The sequence below is a fragment of the Nonomuraea fuscirosea genome (genome assembly GCF_003001935.1).
Classification (GTDB): Bacteria; Actinomycetota; Actinomycetes; order Streptosporangiales; family Streptosporangiaceae; genus Nonomuraea; species Nonomuraea fuscirosea.
The window spans coordinates 103,887-122,638 of sequence record NZ_PVNG01000005.1 but is presented as its reverse complement, the minus strand read 5'-3'; the positions used below and the strand labels follow the sequence as shown (position 1 = coordinate 122,638).

General features: G+C 72.6%; 17 protein-coding genes. 7 read left to right on the top strand and 10 right to left on the bottom strand.

The window, feature by feature from the left end; genetic code table 11:
* Positions 1-176: 176 nt before the first annotated feature.
* Positions 177-734, top strand: a complete 558-nt coding sequence (locus tag B0I32_RS13450) for a TetR/AcrR family transcriptional regulator (protein WP_106238560.1) — start codon at positions 177-179, stop codon at positions 732-734.
* A 65-nt stretch (positions 735-799) separates the two neighbouring features.
* Here B0I32_RS13450 and B0I32_RS13445 read toward each other — a convergent pair whose 3' ends face one another.
* A complete protein-coding gene (locus tag B0I32_RS13445; protein WP_106238557.1) occupies positions 800-1,726 on the bottom strand; it encodes an NADP-dependent oxidoreductase in 927 nt (308 codons plus the stop codon).
* Positions 1,727-1,806: 80 nt separating this feature from the next.
* On the opposite strand from B0I32_RS13445, the gene B0I32_RS13440 reads away from it, so the two are divergent.
* Positions 1,807-2,187 (top strand): winged helix-turn-helix transcriptional regulator, encoded by a 381-nt coding sequence (locus B0I32_RS13440; protein ID WP_106238556.1) that lies wholly within the window; start codon positions 1,807-1,809, stop codon positions 2,185-2,187.
* Between the two features lie 110 nt (positions 2,188-2,297).
* Here B0I32_RS13440 and B0I32_RS13435 read toward each other — a convergent pair whose 3' ends face one another.
* The 6 genes from B0I32_RS13435 to B0I32_RS13410 are packed head-to-tail and all read right to left on the bottom strand — an operon-like array spanning position 2,298 to position 8,386.
* Complete coding sequence (locus tag B0I32_RS13435; RefSeq protein ID WP_281262593.1) at positions 2,298-3,929, bottom strand: serine/threonine-protein kinase; 1,632 nt, start codon at positions 3,927-3,929, stop codon at positions 2,298-2,300.
* Positions 3,930-3,987: 58 nt separating this feature from the next.
* Complete coding sequence (locus B0I32_RS13430) at positions 3,988-4,632, bottom strand: HAD family hydrolase (protein ID WP_106238552.1); 645 nt, start codon at positions 4,630-4,632, stop codon at positions 3,988-3,990.
* Complete coding sequence (locus B0I32_RS13425) at positions 4,622-5,695, bottom strand: ABC transporter ATP-binding protein (protein ID WP_106238550.1); 1,074 nt, start codon at positions 5,693-5,695, stop codon at positions 4,622-4,624. Before B0I32_RS13425 ends, B0I32_RS13430 begins: the two co-directional genes overlap by 11 nt.
* Positions 5,692-6,537 (bottom strand): ABC transporter permease, encoded by an 846-nt coding sequence (locus B0I32_RS13420; RefSeq protein ID WP_106238547.1) that lies wholly within the window; start codon positions 6,535-6,537, stop codon positions 5,692-5,694. Before B0I32_RS13420 ends, B0I32_RS13425 begins: the two co-directional genes overlap by 4 nt.
* Entirely contained in the window at positions 6,525-7,349 is an 825-nt protein-coding gene (locus B0I32_RS13415; protein ID WP_106238545.1) for an ABC transporter permease, read from the bottom strand. Before B0I32_RS13415 ends, B0I32_RS13420 begins: the two co-directional genes overlap by 13 nt.
* The gene (locus tag B0I32_RS13410) at positions 7,346-8,386 is read right to left on the bottom strand and encodes an ABC transporter substrate-binding protein (protein ID WP_245955804.1); all 1,041 of its coding nucleotides are present in this window, start codon (positions 8,384-8,386) and stop codon (positions 7,346-7,348) included. Before B0I32_RS13410 ends, B0I32_RS13415 begins: the two co-directional genes overlap by 4 nt.
* A 223-nt stretch (positions 8,387-8,609) precedes the next feature.
* On the opposite strand from B0I32_RS13410, the gene B0I32_RS13405 reads away from it, so the two are divergent.
* From B0I32_RS13405 to B0I32_RS13395, 3 genes are all read left to right on the top strand, one after another.
* Entirely contained in the window at positions 8,610-9,356 is a 747-nt protein-coding gene (locus B0I32_RS13405) for a GntR family transcriptional regulator (protein WP_106238540.1), read from the top strand.
* Between the two features lie 80 nt (positions 9,357-9,436).
* On the top strand, positions 9,437-9,703 hold the full coding sequence (locus B0I32_RS13400) for a DUF6504 family protein (RefSeq protein ID WP_106238537.1): 267 nt from the start codon (positions 9,437-9,439) through the stop codon (positions 9,701-9,703).
* Complete coding sequence (locus B0I32_RS13395; RefSeq protein WP_181307346.1) at positions 9,703-13,347, top strand: DNA polymerase III subunit alpha; 3,645 nt, start codon at positions 9,703-9,705, stop codon at positions 13,345-13,347. Before B0I32_RS13400 ends, B0I32_RS13395 begins: the two co-directional genes overlap by 1 nt.
* A gap of 39 nt (positions 13,348-13,386) precedes the next feature.
* Here the strand turns inward: B0I32_RS13395 and B0I32_RS13390 are convergent, their stop codons facing one another.
* Both B0I32_RS13390 and B0I32_RS13385 read right to left on the bottom strand, forming a co-directional pair.
* The gene (locus B0I32_RS13390; protein ID WP_245955803.1) at positions 13,387-14,220 is read right to left on the bottom strand and encodes a DUF4328 domain-containing protein; all 834 of its coding nucleotides are present in this window, start codon (positions 14,218-14,220) and stop codon (positions 13,387-13,389) included.
* A gap of 46 nt (positions 14,221-14,266) precedes the next feature.
* Positions 14,267-14,914, bottom strand: a complete 648-nt coding sequence (locus B0I32_RS13385; protein WP_106238534.1) for a response regulator — start codon at positions 14,912-14,914, stop codon at positions 14,267-14,269.
* Between the two features lie 109 nt (positions 14,915-15,023).
* Here B0I32_RS13385 and B0I32_RS13380 point away from each other — a divergent pair, with 109 nt between their 5' ends.
* Together B0I32_RS13380 and B0I32_RS13375 are read left to right on the top strand one after the other, a co-directional pair.
* The gene (locus B0I32_RS13380) at positions 15,024-15,701 is read left to right on the top strand and encodes an ABC transporter ATP-binding protein (RefSeq protein ID WP_106238532.1); all 678 of its coding nucleotides are present in this window, start codon (positions 15,024-15,026) and stop codon (positions 15,699-15,701) included.
* 43 nt (positions 15,702-15,744) lie between these two features.
* A complete protein-coding gene (locus tag B0I32_RS13375; protein ID WP_106238530.1) occupies positions 15,745-17,685 on the top strand; it encodes an FtsX-like permease family protein in 1,941 nt (646 codons plus the stop codon).
* Positions 17,686-17,715: 30 nt separating this feature from the next.
* On the opposite strand, the gene B0I32_RS13370 is transcribed toward B0I32_RS13375, so the two are convergent.
* Positions 17,716-18,717: an LLM class F420-dependent oxidoreductase gene (locus B0I32_RS13370; protein ID WP_106238528.1), complete on the bottom strand. Its 1,002-nt coding sequence runs from the start codon at positions 18,715-18,717 to the stop codon at positions 17,716-17,718.
* Positions 18,718-18,752 lie beyond the last annotated feature (35 nt).

The window sequence follows — 18,752 nt, the reverse complement described above, 5'->3', positions numbered from 1 at the left end:
GGAGACGTCGGTGAGGACGGCCCGCTCGCCGTAGGACTTGGTGATCTGGTGAACGTGGATCAGGATGGAACTCCAATCGCGACTGTTGTAGCGTTAGTGTGCCATGGGTGTGGGGCTTAACGCAACTGGAGTAGTTTTTGGAATCCAACAAGCGCCCCGGAGGGCGGAGCGCCCGCGTGCGCGACGCCGTGCGGCAGGCCACGCTCGCGGAGCTGCTCGACCGGGGCTACACGGGCCTGACGGTGGAGAACGTCGCCGAGCGGTCAGGTGTGCACAAGACGACCGTCTACCGGCGCTGGGGCGGCGTCGAAGGGCTGATCTCCGATGCCCTTGAGCTGGCCGGCGACGAGCCGTGGCCCATTCCCGACACCGGTTCTGTCGAGGGTGATCTGCGGGGGATCGTCCAGCTCGTACGCACGGGGTTCGACGATCCCGAGCTGGGCCCCGTGTCGTCGGCGTTCGTGGCGGCGGCCATGCAGAATCCCTCGGCCGCCCGGGCGCTGCACGAGTTCTTCGTGGCCAGGCACGAGCAGTCGGCCGAGGTGGTGCGGCGGGCCGTCGCCCGGGGTGAGCTGCCCGACGTCGTGGACGTCAAGGAGGTGATCAGGGTGGCGGTCGCGCCCGTCTACTACCGGCTGTTCGTCGCCCACGAACCGGTGACCGAGCGCGACGCCGACCGGGCCGCCGACGCCGCCCTCGCCGCCGCCCGCGCGGGAGTCCTCGACGGCGTCTGACCAGCCGGGCCGCGGTGGGGGATCAGAGGGTGAGGACGAGCTCGCGGCGCAGGTGGCGGGCAGGGTCAAAGGGTGAGGACGAGCTTGCCGCGCAGGTGGCCGGCGTCCAGCAGGCGGTGGGCGTCGGCGACGCGCTCGAACGGGAACGTCTCCTGCACGTGCACCCGCAGCCGCCCCTGCTCGACGAGCTCGACCAGCCCGCGCAGACCGGCCGGATCGGGGCCGACGGCGATGCCGCTGAAGCGCAGGCCGGCCGCCTCATACCTGGCGATGAGCCGCGTGTCCTCGTCGGCGACCGCCGTCACGAGGTGACCTCCTGGGCGCAGCACGCCGAGCGACCGCTCGACGGAGTCGCCGCCGATCGTGTCGAGCACGACGTCGACGTCGCGGACCGTCTCGGCGAAGTCGGCCGTCGTGTAGTCGATCACCTCGTCGGCGCCGAGTTCCTCGACGAACGTCCGCTTGCTCCCGGCGGCGGTGGTGATCACGTACGCGCCGAGTGCTTTCGCGATCTGGATCGCGACGTGGCCGACCCCGCCCCCACCGCCGTGGACCAGGACGCGGTCACCCTCGGTCACGCCGGCGAGGTCGACCAGGCCCTGCCACGCCGTCAGCCCGACCACCGGCAGCGCCGCCGCCTCGACGTGGGAGAGCGCCGCCGGCTTGCGCGCCAGGTGCAGCGCGGGGGCGACCACGGCTTCGGCGTACGCGTTCGCCGCCCGGGGGAAGAGCGGCATGCCGAACACCTCGTCGCCGGGCCGCAACCGCCCGGTGTTCGCCTCCTCCACGACGCCGCTGACGTCCCAGCCGAGGATGAACGGCGGCTCGCCCAGCAGCGGGAACTCACCGGTGCGCAGCCGCGCCTCCACCGGGTTCAGCCCGATCGCCTCGACCCGGACGAGAACCTCGGTCGGAAGGGGCCGGGGCGTGGGCGCGTCCACGATGGTGAGCACCTCCGGACCGCCGAACTCCTGCTGGGTGATGACGCGCATGATGACTCTCCTGCTCTTCGGGTAAGGGGGAGAGTTCAACCCTAGGTATGCGACAGGAACCACCAGGTACCTTGGGCTCCATGAGTGGTTCCGGTCCCTGCGGGTTCTTTCTCGCCGACTGCCCGGGGCGGCTGGCGGTCGAGCTGATCGCCGACAAGTGGACGGTGGTCGTGCTCGCGGGCCTCAGCGAGGGCCCGGTGCGTCATGGCGAGCTGGTCGAGCTGATCGGCGGGATCTCCCGCAAGGTGCTCACCCAGACGCTGCGGCGGCTGGAGGCGCACGGGCTCGTCCGCCGTCACGCGTACGCGGAGGCGCCGCCCCGGGTCGAGTACGAGCTGACGCCGCTCGGGGCGACGCTGATCGAGCCGATCCACGTACTGACCGAGTGGGCGAGGGAGCACGGCGACGCGGTCCTCGACGCGCTCGACGCCGGCTCCGCGCCGATCGCCCAGCCCGGCTGAACGGCTGAACGGCTGACTTTCCGCGCCGATCGCCCAGACCGTCTGAACGGCTGACTTCCCGCGCCGATCGCCCAGCCAGGCCGACGTCTCACCAGAAATCGGGCCGGGGGTCAGGATTCCGGGCGGCCGCGCAGCTCGAAGTCGTCCCACGTCGTCTGCAGCTGCGACCTGCCGTCCTTGACCGTGCGCGCGAACACCCCCAGCGACCCGCTGCCGATCCCGTTCGGGTCCTCCACGTCGTGCACCCGCTTGCCGTTCACCCACATCGTCAGCCGGACCGTCTTCCCCGACTGCTCGCACGACACCGCGATCCGCGCCTTGCCCCCGCGCTCGACCTCCGCCTCCACGGGCTGGGCCACCGTGCCGCCCGCGCCGTTCGAGATGCGCCGGATCTTGGCCTTGCCCGTCGTGTCCAGCGCGAACTCGTAGTACGACTTGTCGTCCTCCGAGTTGTGGCAGTAGATGCCGTAGTCGGCGCTGCCCGAGGACTTCTCGACGTCGGCGGTGACGGAGATGAGCACGGACGCGGGCAGCATCGGCGTGGGCGTCGCGGAGGGCTCGGGCGTGCTCGTCGGCTTGTGGATGGTGAAGGGGACGGGCGCTCTGGCCCACTTCTCCTCGTGCCCCGAGCCGACGTCGATCCCGTACGTCCCGTCCGTACGGTATCCGTAGTAGCTCCCGCTCATGGACGGGTCGTACGTGCCGCTCCAGTCACCCGAGGTGGTGAAGTCCTCCTGGTACAGCACGGGAAGGTCGTCGGGCGGCCCGCCGGGGACGAACAGCATCCAGGCGCCCACGCCCGCCGCGAGCACGACCGCCCCGGCCGCCGCGAGCGCCGTGTAGAGCCGGCCCCTGCGCGGCGGCCCGGCGCCCGTCGGGACGATCGTGTACGGCGACGTGGCCCGCTGCCAGGCCACCTGTACGGTCTGCGCCGCGTGCTCGGGCCCGGCCGAGCGCCCGATGAGGTGGTCGAGCAGCTGCTGGGAGGTGGGCCGCGCGGCGGGGTCCTTGCGCAGGGCGGCGGCGACCAGCTCGCGCAGGCCGGGGTCGACGGCCTGCAGGTCGGGCTCGGTGTTGAGGACCTGGTAGACGATCGCCGGCAGCGTCTCCCCGCCGAACGGCGCCCGCCCGCTGGCCGCGTACGCCACCAGGCAGCCCCACGAGAACACGTCGCAGGCCGGCGAGACGGGGTCGCCGCGCAGCACCTCGGGCGACATGTAGCGGGGGGTGCCGACGATCTCGCCGGTGCTCGTGACGCCGCCGAGCGTGTCGAGCGCCCGCGCGATGCCGAAGTCGATCACCCGGGGCCCGACGGGGGACAGCAGCACGTTGGACGGCTTGAGGTCGCGGTGCACCACCCCGGCCCCGTGGATGGCGGTGAGCGCGGTGGCCACGCTCACGGCCAGCGCCTCCAGGCTGGAGCCGCGCAGGGGACCGGACTGCTGCACGGCCTCTTCGAGGTTGGGGCCCGGCACGTATTCGGTGACCACGTAGAGCTGGTCGCCGGCCAGCGCGGCCTCGATCACGGCGGCGGTGCAGAACCTGCGCACCCGCTGCGCCGCGTCGGCCTCCCTGCGAAAGCGCATGCGGAACTGCTCGTGCTGGCTGAGCTCGGGGTTGATCACCTTGACCGCGACCCGTTGCCCAGCGGCGTCCTCGGCGAGATGGACCGTGCCCATCCCGCCTCGCCCCAGCACGCTAAGTAGCCTGTAGCGCCCGATGTGGGAGGTTTCACCGCTCACGCCGCGCAAGCTTACCGATACAAGGCCCGCCGCCGCAGTCGCGCCACACGAGCACCCCTCAGGGCTCGTCGCGGGTTCCCCCGTCGTCCGGCCCGGGGGACCAGGGGAAACAGGCGCGCAGGTGGTCGAGCGAGGGCAGCCCGTGCTCCGGTCCCGCGACCAGCACCAGGCACCCCGCCGCGCTGGCCGCCGCGATCCCGGCCGGGCTGTCCTCGACGGCCACGCAGCGTGACGGCACGGTCCCGAGCCGCCGGGCCGCCTCCACGTACGGGTCCGGCCACGGCTTGCCCCGCGGTGTGTCCTCGTCCGCGATGACCAGGTCGAACGCGTGCCCCAGCCGCGGCAGCACCAGCTCCACGATGCTCCGGGGCGACGCGCTGACCAGGGCCGTGGGGATGGCGGCCGCGGCCAGCCCGGCCAGGAGCTCCGCCGCTCCGGCCACGACCGTCAGGTCACGGGCGACGCGCTCGCCGAAGGCCTCGGTGAGCCGGCCGGTGAGCCCCGGCTCACCGAGGTGCCGGGCGACGTCCTCGATCGTGCGCCCGAGCACGTACGGCGTGTCCGCGTCGGTCAGCGGACGGCCCGCGACGGCGGCGACGGCCTGCCACCACAGGCCCTCGGTGTCCACCAGCGTGCCGTCCATGTCCAGCAGGACCGCGTCGGGCCCGGCGCGGCGGGACGGCGCGGCGAGCTCAGACGGCATCGGCCGCCACGACGGGCGCGGGAACGGTGACCGTGCGCTCGGCCACCAGCACCGGCCGCTCCACCAGCCGCACCGTGACCCGCGTCCCCGGGCCGAGCTGGGCCGCCTCGTGGCCGGGGACGTCCGCGAGCACCTCCCCGCCCTCCACCGCGAGCCTGAGCCGCACGGAGGCGCCCCTGAACGACGCGGCCACCACCTCGGCGGGCCCGTCGGGGGAGGGGACGACCTTGACCGCTTCCGGACGTACCAGCACGTCCACGGACGGATCCTCCGGTACGGGCCCGTCCACCGGCAGGATCTGCCCCAGCACCGTCACCTGGTCCCCTGACACCTGCCCGGCCAGGTGGTTCATGGTGCCGACGAACTCGGCCACGAAGGGGGTGGCGGGCCGGTCGTACACCTCGGCGGGGGCGCCGACCTGTTCGAGCCGCCCGTCGCGCAGCACCGCCACGCGATCCGCGATCGACAGGGCCTCCTCCTGGTCGTGGGTCACGAAGACGGTGGTGATGCCCAGGTCGAGCTGCAGGCGGCGGATCTCCTCGCGCAGGCTCACGCGGACCTTGGCGTCCAGCGCCGACAGCGGCTCGTCCAGCAGCAGCACGCGCGGCTCCAGGGCGAGCGCGCGGGCCAGCGCGACCCGCTGCTGCTGGCCGCCGGACAGCTGGTGCGGATAGCGGTCGGCGTGCGTGGGCAGGCCGACGAGTTCGAGCAGTTCGCCGGCCCTGGCCCGCCTGGTGGCCACCGGGACCTTGCGCACGCGCAGGCCGAAGGCGACGTTGTCGCGGGCGTTCAGGTTGGGGAAGAGGGAGTAGGACTGGAAGACCATGCCCGCGTCCCGTTTGTTGGCCGGGACGTCGGTGACGTCCTTGCCGTCCACGAGCACGGCGCCCGAGTCGGGCCGCTCGAAGCCGGCCACGCAGCGCAGCGCCGTCGTCTTGCCGCAGCCCGAGGGCCCCAGCAGGGCGACGAACTCGCCGGGCGCCACGGTCAGGTCCAGCCCGTCGAGCGCGACCGTCCTGCCGAACGCGCGCCGCAGCCCGCGGAACTCCACCGATGCCGTCATTTCCCCTTCTTCCTGCCGAAAACCGTGGACACGGCGAGCAGCAACAGCCAGATGAGCAGCAGGCTGAGGATCGACACCGCGACGGAGAGCTGCCCCTTGGAGCCCGAGACGGTCACGATCCACACCGCGAACGGCTCGTACCCGAGCAGGCTGGCCACGGTGTACTCGCCCAGCACCAGCGCCAGCGTCAGGAACGACGCGCTGGCCAGGGCCGAGCGCAGGTTGGGCACGATCACCCGCACCAGCACGTACGGCCACGAAGCCCCCAGGTTGCGGGCCGCCTCGACCAAGGTGCGCACGTCCATCGTGCGCAGCCCGGCGTCCAGCGACCGGTACACGAACGGCAGCACCAGCACCACGTACGCCAGCACGAGCACGACGGGGAAGGCCGGGTCCTGCACCGCGATGAGCGTGGCCCAGAACGGCGTCGGCGCCAGCACCTCCGTCCCGTTGCGCAGCGACGTGCCGATCCCCGCCACGAACGTGATCGGCGGCACCACCAGCGGCAGCGTGCACAGCACCTCCATCACCACCCGCAGCCCGGGCGCGAAGAGCCGTACGGCCAGCATCGCGGGCAGCGCGAGCAGCAGCACGACCGCGATCGTGGCCACGGCCAGCCCGAGGGAGAGCGACAGCGAGCGCACGAAGCCGTCGGCGGTGAGCAGCTCCCCGTACGCGGAGAGCGACACCCCGGCCGTGGGCGTGTAGATCGTGTACCAGACCGAGGTGCCCAGCGGGACCAGGAAGTAGGCCGCGGCCAGCGCGAACACGACACCACGCCACGCCTTCGGCCGCCGCGTGACGGTGCCGGAGACCCGTTCCAGGCCGGTCAGTGCAGCCATCGGGAGGTCCTCCTCTGCAGCGGCAGGTAGATCGCCATCACCAGCCCGGCCACCACGACCATGTCGAGGCTGAGCGCCAGCGCGATGTTCTCGTAGCCGATCAGCACGTCGCCGGTCAGCGCGCTGGCGATCTTCAGCGTGACGAGCGGGACGACGGTGCCGACCATGGCGTTGGCGGTGGCGTAGGCGGAGAAGGAGGAGCCGAACAGCAGCACCACGCCGCCCAGCATGGCCGGGGCCAGCACCGGCAGCGCGACGAAGCGCCAGTAGTGCCACGAGGTGGCCCCGCTGCTGGCCGCCGCCTCGCGCCACTGCGGCCGCAGCCCGTCCAGCGCCGGGGCCATGACGAGCACCATGAGGGGGACGGAGAAGTACAGGTAGACGACGACCAGCCCCCAGAACGTGTAGAGGGAGCCGGAGGGCAGCCCGACCAGGCCGCTGATCACGCCGGAGTTGCCCAGCGTGGCGATCCAGAAGAAGGCCAGCGGCACCCCGCCGAAGTTGGCCAGCACGCCGGAGGCGGTCAGCACGGCCTCGCGCAGCAGTGTTCCGCGCGAGGCCACGACCGCCTGGGCGAGGAACGTGCCCAGGACGGCGCCGAGCAGCGCGACCACGGCCGACAGCTTGACGCTGCCGATCATGGCGGTGAGGTAGCCGCCCTGGAGGCTCTGCGTCAGGTTGGCCAGGCTCGGCCGCCCCTGCGCCGTGAACGCCCCTGCCACCAGCGCGACGGCGGGGACGCCGAACACGAAGGCGAAGAACGCCAGCAGCGGGAGCGCGCCGAGCCAGCCCCTCGAACGGGTGCGGGTCATCCGGAGATCGCGGCGTCCCAGCCGGAGGCCAGCTTGGCCTTGGCCGCGTCCACCTGCTCGGTCGTCGGGAACGCGGGCTCGCCCTGGACCGCGGGCAGCTTGTCCGCCAGCGCCTTGTCCACGGTGCCGTCGGCGGTCATCGCGGGCAGCAGGACGGGGCGGGCGAAGCCCTTGAGGTAGAGGTTCTGGCCCTCGGCGCTGTAGAGGTACTCCTGCCACAGCCGGGCGGCGGCCGGGTGGGGGGCGTCCTTGTTGACGGCCTGGGCGTACATCTGGAAGTACTGGCCGTCGGCGGGGATGTTCACCTTCCAGTCGATGCCGTTGGCCGTCATCTGGGGCGCGTAGGCGGCGTTGTTGTAGTCCCAGTCGATGCTGATCTTGGTCTCGCCCTTCTCGATGGTCGCGGGCGTGGTCTCGACCGGGTTGTAGTTGCCGGCGTCCTTGAGCTTCTTGAAGAAGTCGATGCCGGGCTGGATGTCGGCGAAGGAGCCGCCGTTCGCGATGGCGGCCGCGTACACGCCGGCGAAGGCGGAGCCGGCCTCGGTCGGGTTGCCGTTCATCGCGACCTGGCCCTTGTACTCGGGCTTGAGCAGGTCGGCGAAGCTCGTCGGGCAGGTCTTGATCTGCTTGGCGTCGCAGCCGATGGACACGTAGCCGCCGTAGTCGTTGACCCAGAGCCCGGTGGGCTCCTTCTGGCCCTCGGGGATCTTGTCGAACGTCTGCACCTTGTACGGGGCGAACAGCCCCTCCTTGGCCCCGCTGATCGCGAACGCCTGGCCCAGGTCGAGCACGTCGGGGGCGCGGTCCTGGCCCTTGCGCGTCTTGACCGCGTTGATCTCGTCGGCGCTGGCCGCGTCGGGGGTCTCGCTCTCGATCTTGATGCCGTACTTGGCCTGGAACTTCTCGATGATCTCCCCGTAGTTCGCCCAGTTGGGCGGCAGGGCGATGACGTGCAGGGCGCCTTCCTTCCTGGCCGCGGCGACCAGCTGGTCGAATCCGCCGAAGTCGGCGGCGGACGTGGCCGTGGCCGCGTTCACTCCGCCTTGTGAGGCTTGGGTGGTCTGGGAGCTCGGGGCGGCGCCGCACGCCGCGGTGACTACGGTCAGGACTGCGACAACGCCGGCCGCGCGGGCGCGAGGTGTGAACACGACGCCTCCACTTTCCAGGGGGTGTGGCAAGAACGTAGGGGAACTTGTACAAACAAGCGAGCACCAGTAAGTCGCATAAGTGTTGCTCTTTCATGAATGGGAAGGGTCGGGGATGGTTGCCCGCTATGAACGGATCGCTGATGAGCTGCGGGACGAGATCCTGTCCGGCGCCCATCCGGTCGGTTCCCAGCTTCCGAGCGAGGCGGAGCTGGCCGGGCGTTTCTCCGCGGCCCGCGGCACCGTACGGCAGGCGGTCGCGGTGCTGGCCACCGAGGGCCTGGTCGGCTCCCGGCAGGGCGCCAGGCGCATCGTGCTCGGCAGGACGCGCAGCCAGAGCTTCGCCGAGCTGCACAGCTTCGCCCAGTGGGCCCGCGCGAACGGCTACCGCTACGGCGGCCGGGTGATCGCCCAGCGCCGCCGGCCCGCGAGCGGCTCGGAACCCGCCCGGCTCGGCTCCGGCGAGGTGCTGGAGGTGCTGCGGCTGCGCTCGCTGGAGGACGAGCCCGTCCTGCTGGAGCGCACGGTCTACGCCGGGTGGGTGGCCGCCGCCGTGGAGGGCCTGCCCGCCGACTGCGAGTCGGTCACCGAGGCGCTGTACGAGTCCGTCGGCCTGGTGTTCGCCTACGGCGAGCACCTCATCGACGCGGTCCCCGCCGGCGCCCAGGACGCCCGGCTGCTGGGCGTGCGCAGGGGCAGTCCGCTGCTGCGCCAGAGACGGGTGACGACCACGCACGAGGGCCGGCCGGTGGAGTCGTCGGACGACCGGTACCGGGCGGGCAGCGTGGCCTTCAGCATCCGCAACTCGATCGGGGCCAACCCGCTCGTGCGGGAGCCCGGCGACTTGCGTTTCGAGCGCTGAGAACATATGTTCGAGTCATAAGCGCCCGTCTTCCCCCGGGTGGCTCAGCATACGGACCAGAGCCGGCGGGGAGAAGCGTCTTGAGCAGACTCTATGGCGATCCGATAGAGGTGTGGACCCGAGACGGGGAGCCGACCCAGTTCGTCTGGCGTGACCGGCTCTACCTCGTCCGGAGCGTCCTCGATCACTGGGTGGTCGCGCGCGAGTGGTGGAAGACCGGGGAGGGCGATCCCGGCGAGCGCCGGTTCTGGCGGGTCGAGGCCAGCCCGGGCCGCGAGACCGGCTCGTACGAGCTGCGTTACGACACCGCCGGCAACGGCTGGCTGCTGCTGAGGGCGTGGGACTGATGGCGCCCCCGTTCCCGCACCTGCACGTGTCCTCCGCCTACTCCATGCGCTACGGCACCGCCTTCCCGCGCGCCCTGGTGAGCCGGGCGTCGGAGCACGGGATGGACATCCTCGCGCTGACCGACCGCGACGGCCTCTACGGCGCGATCAAGCACGTCCAGGCGTGCGCCGAGGCCGGCATCGCGCCGGTGCTCGGCGTGGACCTCGCCCTCGACGCCCCCGCCTCGCCCTTCGCCCCGGTGCCCGGGGCGAGCCCGCGGCGCCCCAGGACCGGCCCCGGCGCCGAGGACCGCGTCACCGTGCTGTCCAGGGGCAAGGGCTGGTCCCGCCTGTGCCGCCTGGTCACGGCCGCCCACCACGCGGGCGAGCGCGGCGCGCCCAAGGTGACCAGGGAGCTGATCGGCGAATGGGCCGGCGGTCCTGGCGATCATGGATTCGGCGCCGAGGACGGGCTCGTGGTGCTGCTCGGCCCCCGCTCCGACGTGGGCCGCGCGGTGGCCGACCGGCGCGACGAGCAGGCCAGGACGCTGCTGGGCCTGTGGCGCGCCGCCGTGCCCGGCGTGGTCGTCGAACTGGTCGACCAGTACGGCTTCCGCGACGCCATCACGGCCGTCCGCATGCTCGGCCTGGCCGAGTCCATGGGCGTGCCCGCAGTGCTGACCAACGCGGCGCGCTATCTCGATCCGGCCGACCACCAGGTGGGCGACGTGCTCGACGCGGCCCGCCAGCTCGTCCCGCTGCACCCGCGCCACCTGGAGCGCACCACCTCCCACGCCTACCTCAAGAGCACCAAGGAGATGTGGCAGGTGGCGACCAAGGTGTGCGGCGCCGACCAGGAACGGGTGGCCCGGGTGCTGCACACCACCAGGCGGCTGGCCGAGGCGTGCGCGATGGAGCCGCTCGACCTGCTCGCGCTCCGCAACGACCCGCCCGCCCTGCACCTGCCCGAGGTCGGCCGCGACCCGGTGCCGCTGCTGCGCCACCGCGTCGAGGACGGGCTGATCAGGCGCGGCCTCGACCGCTCCGGTGAGGCCAGGGAGCGCCTCAGGGACGAGATGGCCGTCATCGAGCGCAAGCGCCTGTCCGGATACTTCATCGCCGTGGCCGGCATCACCGACATGATCCGCGGCATGGGCGTCCGCTGCGCCATCCGCGGCTCGGGCGCGGGCAGCCTGGTCAACTACCTCATCGGCATCGGCGAGGTCGACCCGCTCGAACACGGCCTGCTCATGGAGCGCTTCCTGTCCGAGGGCCGCATCGGGCTGCCCGACATCGACGTGGACGTGGAGTCGGCCCGCCGGCTCGACTGCTACCAGGCCATCTTCGAACGCTACGGCGAGGCCCGCGTGGCCTGCGTGTCCATGATGGAGACCTACCGGGCGCGCAGCGCCATCCGCGACGTCGCCGGGGCGATGGGCCTGCCGCCGCACGAGATCGACGCCATCGCCAAGGCGTTCCCGCACATCAGGGCCAGGCAGATCACCGCCTCCCTGGGCGACCTGCCCGAGCTGCGCGAGAGCCGGCTCGGCGAGGCGGGCCTGGACCGGGTGTTCCGGCTGGCGGAGAAGCTCGACGGGCTGCCCAGGCACATCGCGCTGCACCCGTGCGGCGTGCTGATCGGCAACAGCGGCCTGCGGGACCGCACGCCGGTCGAGCGCAGCCTGCTGGAGTTCCCCATGTCGCAGTTCGACAAGGACGACGTGGAGGAGGCCGGGCTGCTCAAGCTCGACGTGCTGGGGGTGCGGATGCAGTCCGCGCTGGCGTACGCGCTGGGCGAGGTCAAGCGGGTCGACGACGTCGTGGTCGAGCTGGACGCCCAGCGTGGCGACGACCCGGAGGTCCAGTACGTCCCCCACGACGACCAGGACACCTACGACATGATCTGCGCGTCCAGGACCCTCGGCTGCTTCCAGATCGAGTCCCCGGGCCAGCGTGAACTGGTGGCCAAGCTGGAGCCGCGCCGGATGCACGACCTGATCGTGGACATCTCGCTGTTCCGGCCCGGGCCGGTCAACTCCGACATGGTCACGCCCTACCTGGAGGCCAGGCACGGGTGGCGGCAGCCGTACTATCCGCACGAGAGGCTGCGCGAGGCGCTGAAGGAGACGCACGGCGTCGTGGTGTTCCACGAGCAGGTGCTGAAGATCATCTCGGTGATGACCGGGCGCGACCTGTCGTTCGCCGAGAAGCTGCGCCGCACGCTGGACACGCCGGAGGGGCGCGCGCGGGTGCGCCGGACGTTCATGCCCATGGCCAGGGCCAACGGGTTCGGCGACGCGGAGGTGGAGCGGGCCTGGCAGGTGCTCGACGCGTTCGGGGCGTTCGGCTTCTGCAAGGCGCACGCGGCCGCGTTCGCGCTGCCCACCTACCAGTCGGCCTGGCTCAAACGGCACCACGCGGCGGCGTTCTTCGCCGGGGTGCTCACGCACGAGCCCGGCATGTACCCGCCGCGGGTCATCATCGACGAGGCCCGGCAGTGCGGGGTGAAGATCCTGCCGCTGGACATCAACAAGTCGGGCAAGGACTGGCGGGTGGAGCGGCTCGGCCCGCGCGTCCAGGTGCGGGTGCGCCCGGCGGCGCTGGAGGGCCGGGGCGGGCCGCGCAGGGAGTTCAGGGCCGGCGACATCGGCAAGGGGTACGCGCTGCGCGTGCCGTTCTCGGCGGTCAAGGGGGTGAGCGAGGCGGAGGTCGAGCGCATGGTGGCCGGGCAGCCGTACACGTCGCTGGCCGACTTCTGGGACCGTGCCAGGCCCTCGCGGCCCACGATCGAGCGGATCGTCCAGGTCGGCGGCCTGGACGCGGTGCACGACCTGCACCCGGGCGGGCCCCGCTGGCGGCCGGGCGAGCTGACCAGGCGTGACCTGATCGCCCAGGTCGGAGCGCTCGACCGGGCCTCGGCGATCGGCGTGCGGGCCGGGCCGCGCAAGTCCAGGCGCTACAGCTCCCACATGGACCTGTCCTTCGTCCAGAACGCGGCTCCTCCGGCGGTCCAGTTGCCGCTGGGGTTCGGCGAGCACCTGCCGCCGGGGGAGCTGCCCGAGATGACCGAGACGGAGATGGTCGAGGCCGAGCTGGAGATCCTCGGCATCGACGTCAGCCGGCACGTCATCAGCTTCCACGACGAGCTGCTCGACGCGCTCGGCGTGGTCCGGTCCCGTGACCTGCTGGCCCAGCGCAACGGGGCGGAGATCCTGGTGGCGGGGGTCAAGGTGGCGACCCAGACGCCGGCCGTGCGCTCGGGGCAGCGCGTCATCTTCACCACCCTCGACGACTCGACGGGGCCGATCGACCTGACCTTCTTCGAGTCGGTGCAGGGCCACTGCGCCTCGACCGTGTTCGGCTCGTGGCTCATGCTGGCCAAGGGGGTGGTCAGGCGCACGGGGACCCGCGCGGTGACGATGCGGGCGGTCGACTGCTGGAACCTGGCCGACCTCGACGCGCTCTGGCGCTCCCGGGGCGTCGAGGCGGTGCGCGCCGTCCTCGACCGCACGCCCGAGGAGCTGGCGGGCGTCGGAGGACGTGCGATCGAGTACGCCAACGGCTTCCGGCTCTCGCCCTACGCCGACCTGGCCCCGGCCCTCGCCGACCCGCCCAGAAAGCTCTGGCACGCCAGCCAGGGCAGCTCGGGCCCGACCGCGGCCTGAGCCCCCGCCCTGTGCGGGCGGGCCGCCGCCGTCAGGTCGTCAGTGGGAGTCGGTCGCCAGCGGCCCCTCGATCACGGCACTCGGCGAGAACGTGGACGGCGGCGAGATCGTGGCCGGCGGCGAGGCGGTGGCGCTTGACGGGATGGTGGCGCTTGCCGAGATCGTGGCGGGCGGCGGGGCCTCGGCTCCCGGTGCGGCCGGGGCCGCGGCGAAGGCGGGCGCCGTGCCCGGCAGCCGGGCGCCGCGGGCCTCGCGCTGCAGCCGGGTCAGCTCGCGCACCGTACCCGCGCACAGCAGGGCCGCCACCAGCGAGCACACCAGCTCCGGCGCCCCCACCCCGGTCAGGCCACCGGCCGAGCTGTCGAGCGGCAGCCGGATCGTCACCAGCGCGAGCATGGCCAGCCAGCTCAGCCACCATCCCGTCAGCAGCGCCAGCCACCGCCCCCGGCGGCCGGCCGGGGGGCGGGTGCCGCGCCAGACCTCGTCGACCAGCACGGCGGGAGCGAACAGGTTGAGGCCGGGCACCAGCCAGGCCGCCGCCACCGGGCCGGTCGCGGCCGAGCGGTCGTTGGCCTGCCTGGCCCGCACGAGCCAGGTCACGTAGGCGGCCGCGGCCGCGATCGAGGTGCCGGCCACGGTCATCATCAGCACCGCGAACGTGGTCACCGCCCCGACCACCGCCTCCGCGTCGGCCCCCACGGGACGACCGCCGAAGGCGGCGAGGCGGGCGGCGAGCTCGCGGCCCATGGACTGTTCGAAGATCACGAGAGCGCCGAGGGAGAGGACCTGGGCGGTGAGGGTGACGTAGACGGCGGTGGCGGCTCTGGCGGGCGATGCCTGGGTGTAGCGCACGTTGTTCTCCCCCCGGGCCATGCGCTGAGGTTCTGATTCACTTGTATCCCGCCGGCCGCGCTGTTAATCAGCTCACCACGCCGGATTCCCACGCCCAAGCTGCGATTTCAACCCGATTGCGGACACCGAGCTTGGCGAAGATGCTGCCCAGGTGCGTCTTCACCGTCGACAGTGACACGAACAACTCGGCGGCCACCTCCTGGTTGGTGCGCCCCTTGGCCACCAGCCGCACCACGTCCAGCTCGCGGTCCGTCAGCGGGTCCTCCACCGGCAGCGCGCCGCGCCGAGGTCTGGACAGGTGCTGCAGCAGCCGTACGGTCACCGACGGCGACACCAGCGAGTCGCCCGCCGCGGCGGCCCTGACCGCCTCGATGAGCAGCGTCGGCCCGCTGTCCTTGAGCAGGAAGCCGATGGCGCCGGAGCGCAGGGCTCCGTAGACGTACTCGTCCAGGTCGAACGTGGTGACGATGACCACGCGCAGCGGGTTCTCCACGCCGGGCCCGGCCAGCGCGCGGGTCACCTCCAGCCCGTCGAGCTTGGGCATCCTGATGTCGAGCAGGCACACGTCCGGCCGCAGCCGCCTGGCCTGCGCCACGGCCTCGGCGCCGTCGGCGACCGCGGACACGACCTCCATGTCCGGTTGCGCGTCCAGAATCATCTGAAAGCCGGTTCGTACGAGTTGCTGGTCGTCGGCGATGAGAACCCGAATAGTCACGGCCCCAACTCTGTCACGGCCCCGGCGCCGAGGATCGGCCGTTCGGCTGAGGCGGAAATGGACGCACGGCCGATCCGGCGCACCCCCGGTCCCGGCCACGCTGGACGGCATGAACGACGTGCTTGTTGGACGGGCCCTGGCCAAACGGTTCGGGCAGACGGTCGCCCTCGGCGGCGTGGACATCGCGGTGCGAGCCGGCGAAGCGGTGGCGATCATGGGGCCGAGCGGTTCCGGCAAGTCGACCCTGCTGCACTGCCTGGCCGGGATCATGAAGCCGGACGGCGGTGAGGTGCACCTGCTCGGCCAGCGCATCGACGCGCTGGGCGAGCGGCGGCGCAGCGCGCTGCGCCGCACCCGCTTCGGCTTCGTCTTCCAGTTCGGCCAGCTCCTGCCCGAGCTGCCCGCCGAGGAGAACGTGGCGCTCCCGCTCATGCTGGGCGGAGTGCCGAGGGCCCAGGCGGTACGGCAGGCGCGCGAGTGGTTCGGACCCCTCGGCCTGCAGTCCATGGAGAGCCGGCGGCCGGGCGAGCTGTCCGGCGGCCAGGCGCAGCGGGTGGCCATCGCCAGGGCGCTGGTGAGCAAGCCGGCCGTGGTCTTCGCCGACGAGCCCACGGGGGCGCTCGACCAGCAGACGGGGCAGGAGACGATGCGGCTGCTGGTGGAGGCGACCAAGCACAACGGCGCGTGCCTGATCGTCGTCACCCACGACCCGAACGTGGCCGCCTGGTGCGACCGCACGGTCGAGGTCCGCGACGGCCGGCTCCTGACGAGCGGCGCGCTGGCATGAACCTCGACCTGACCAGGCACCTGCGTGCGAACGGGGTGCGCCCATGAACCTCGATCTGACCTGGCGGCTGCTCAAGGGTGGGGGACGCAGGGGCCTGCTGGGCGCCTGGCTGACGCTGGGCGCGGTCGCCGTGGCCACGGCGCTGCTGCTGTTCGCGGTGGCCGCGAACTCCGCCTTCCAGGCCAGGGCCGAGCGCGGCGCCTGGCGCAACCCGGTCCCGGCCACATCCGGCGCCGTGGCGATCGAGGCGTCCCGCTTCGACTTCGTCCGCGACCGGGCCATCACCGTCGTCGACCTGGCCGCGCTGGACGGCAGGACCCCGGAGCCACCGCCCGGCCTGCCCCGCTTCCCCGCGCCCGGCGAGGTGTGGCTGTCGCCGGCGCTGGCCGAGCTGGCCAGGGAACTGCCCGCCGACCAGCTCGCCGAGCGTTACCCCGCGCCCAAGGGGGTGCTCGGCGACGAGGCCCTCATTCATCCGGACGAACTCGTCGCCGTCGTCGGCCGGCAGGCGGACGCGCCCGAGATGACCGCCGCCCGTTCCGACGACTGGCTGCTCGGCAAGCCGCCGGTCAAGGTCGCGAGCCTGGCGGGGACGCCGAGCGAGGACGCGCAGGCGTACCGGATGCTCTCGCTCGTCGCCAGCGTGCTGATGGCGGTGCCGCTGCTCGTCTTCGGGGGCGCGGCGGCGCGGCTCACGGTGGCCAGGCGTGATCAGCGGTTGGCGGCCCTGCGGCTGGTGGGGGCGACGCCGGGCCAGGTCGTTGGCATGACCGTGACCGAGGCGGTGATCGTCGCGCTGGCCGGCGCGCTCGCGGGCGCCGCCGCCTTCGCCCTGGCCGTGCCGCTGCTGGCCGGGATCGAGATGCAGGGCGGCCGGTGGTTCGCCGCCGACCTGTTCCCAGGACCGCTGGTGCTGGCGGGGGTGCTGGTCGCGGTGCCGCTGCTGGTGGGGCTGTCGGCGGTGGCCGGGCTGCGGCGGGTCGTGGTGAGCCCGCTCGGCGTGGCCAAGCGCGAGACGCCGCCCGCCATGCGGTTCGTCCGGGTGCTCGCCCTGCTGGCGGTGCTGGCCGTGTTCCCGATGCTGACCAGGGGCACCAGCGTCTCGATCATCGCGGCGGCGCTGGCCCTGGCGTTCCTCTGCGTGAACCTGGCGGGCCCCTGGGTGGTCGGCCTGATCGGCCGGATCACGGCGGGGACGGCGCGGAGCCCGGCCCGGCTGCTCGCGGGCCGCCGGCTGGTGGACGACCCGCGCTCGGCCTGGCGGACGGTGAGCGGGGTGGCGCTGACCGGGTTCGTGGCGGGCTTCCTCGGCCTGCTCAGCCCGGCGACGTTCGACCAGGACGCCGGCGGGCCGCCCCAGCTGCGGATCACCGCGCCCGCCGGGCAGGCGGACCAGGTGGTGCGGCAGGCCCGCGAGCGGCTGCGCGAGGCGGGGGTGACGGCCGAGGTGAAGCCGGTGAAGGACGTCGTGGTCGCGGCTCTGGGCAGCTCGGCGGGCGAGGCGGAGGTGGACCGGGCCCGTACGGCGCTGACCGGGCTCGTGCCGGGCCGCACGCCCACGACGAAGGCGGACGACGGGCGCTTCGGCGTCGAGATCCTCGCCGACGTGCGCGTGGGCACGATCGTGGTGCTGTCGGTGTCGTTCCTGGTGGCCATCGCCAGCTCGGGGATCACCGCCATGTCGTCGGTGCTGGACCGGCGGCAGACGTACGGGCTGCTGCGCCTGGCGGGCACGCCGCTTTCGGTGCTGGACCGGGCCCGCCGCTCCGAGACGCTCATCCCGCTGGCGGTGATGGGCGGGGGAGCGATCCTGGTGGGGGCGTTCTGCGCGATGCCGTTCATGATCGGCGGCGTCAACGCGACGGGGGCGATCACGCTGGGGGCCTGCGTCGTCGCCGGCTTCGCCGGCGTGATCGGGGCGGGCGCCCTGAGCCGTCCGCTGCTCCGCTCGGTCACCGCCGACCCGGCCCCCCGCCCGGACTGACACCCGCGCGGGGACCGGGGGAGAGGGTTCTCAGCCGAGGACGAGGTCGCGGACGAGCTTCAGCGAGGGCTCGTCCCGCGGCCCCATGACGAGCAGGCTCGTCACCGGGCTGCGGTGCCACAGCTCCAGCCGTTCCTTGATCCGGCCGGGCGGGCCGACGAGCGAGATGCCGTCGGCCAGCTCGTCCGGGATCGCCTTGAACGCCTCGTCCTTGCGCCCCGCCAGGTAGAGCGACTGGATGTGCTCGGCGGCCTCGGCGTAGCCCATCCGGCCGATGATGTCGGCGTGGAAGTTGCGCTGCTTGGCGCCCATGCCGCCGATGTAGAGCGTGAGCATCATCTTCACGCCGTCGAGCGCGGACCTGACGTCGTCGGAGATCACCACCATCACCATGGCCGCCACGTCGAAGCCGGGTCGTGCCGCCGACAGCGCCTCGCCGTACATCTGCTCGATCTTCTCCGGGAACGCGAACAGCGGCAGCCAGCCCTGCCCCAGCTCGGCGGCCAGCGCGACGTTCTTCGGCCCCTCCGCCCCGAGATAGACGGGGATGTCGGGCCGGAGCGGATGGGTGATGGACTTGAGCGGTTTGCCCAGCCCGCCCGGCAGTGGCAGCGGGTAGTGGGGCCCCTCGGACGTGACCGGCTCCTCGCGCCGCCAGACCTTGCGCATGATCTCGACGTACTCGCGCGTCCTGGCCAGCGGGCGGGCGAACGGCTGGCCGTACCAGCCCTCCACCACCTGCGGCCCCGAGGCGCCCACCCCGAGCAGCAGCCGCCCGCCGGTCAGGTGGTCGAGCGTCATGGCGGTCATCGCCGTCGTGACCGGTGGCCTGGCCGACATCTGGGCGATCGAGGTGCCCAGCTTGATGCGGGTCGTCCGCGCGCCGTACCAGGCCAGCGGCGTGAACACGTCGCTGCCGTACGCCTCCGCCGTCCACACCGAGTCGTAGCCGAGCCGCTCGGCGGCGAGCACCGATTCGGTCGCGTCGTCGGCGTTGCGCTGCCAGTAGCCGAGGTTCAGGCCGAGCTTCATAAGACACCTCCGGAATTAAGTTCTATTACGGCGGT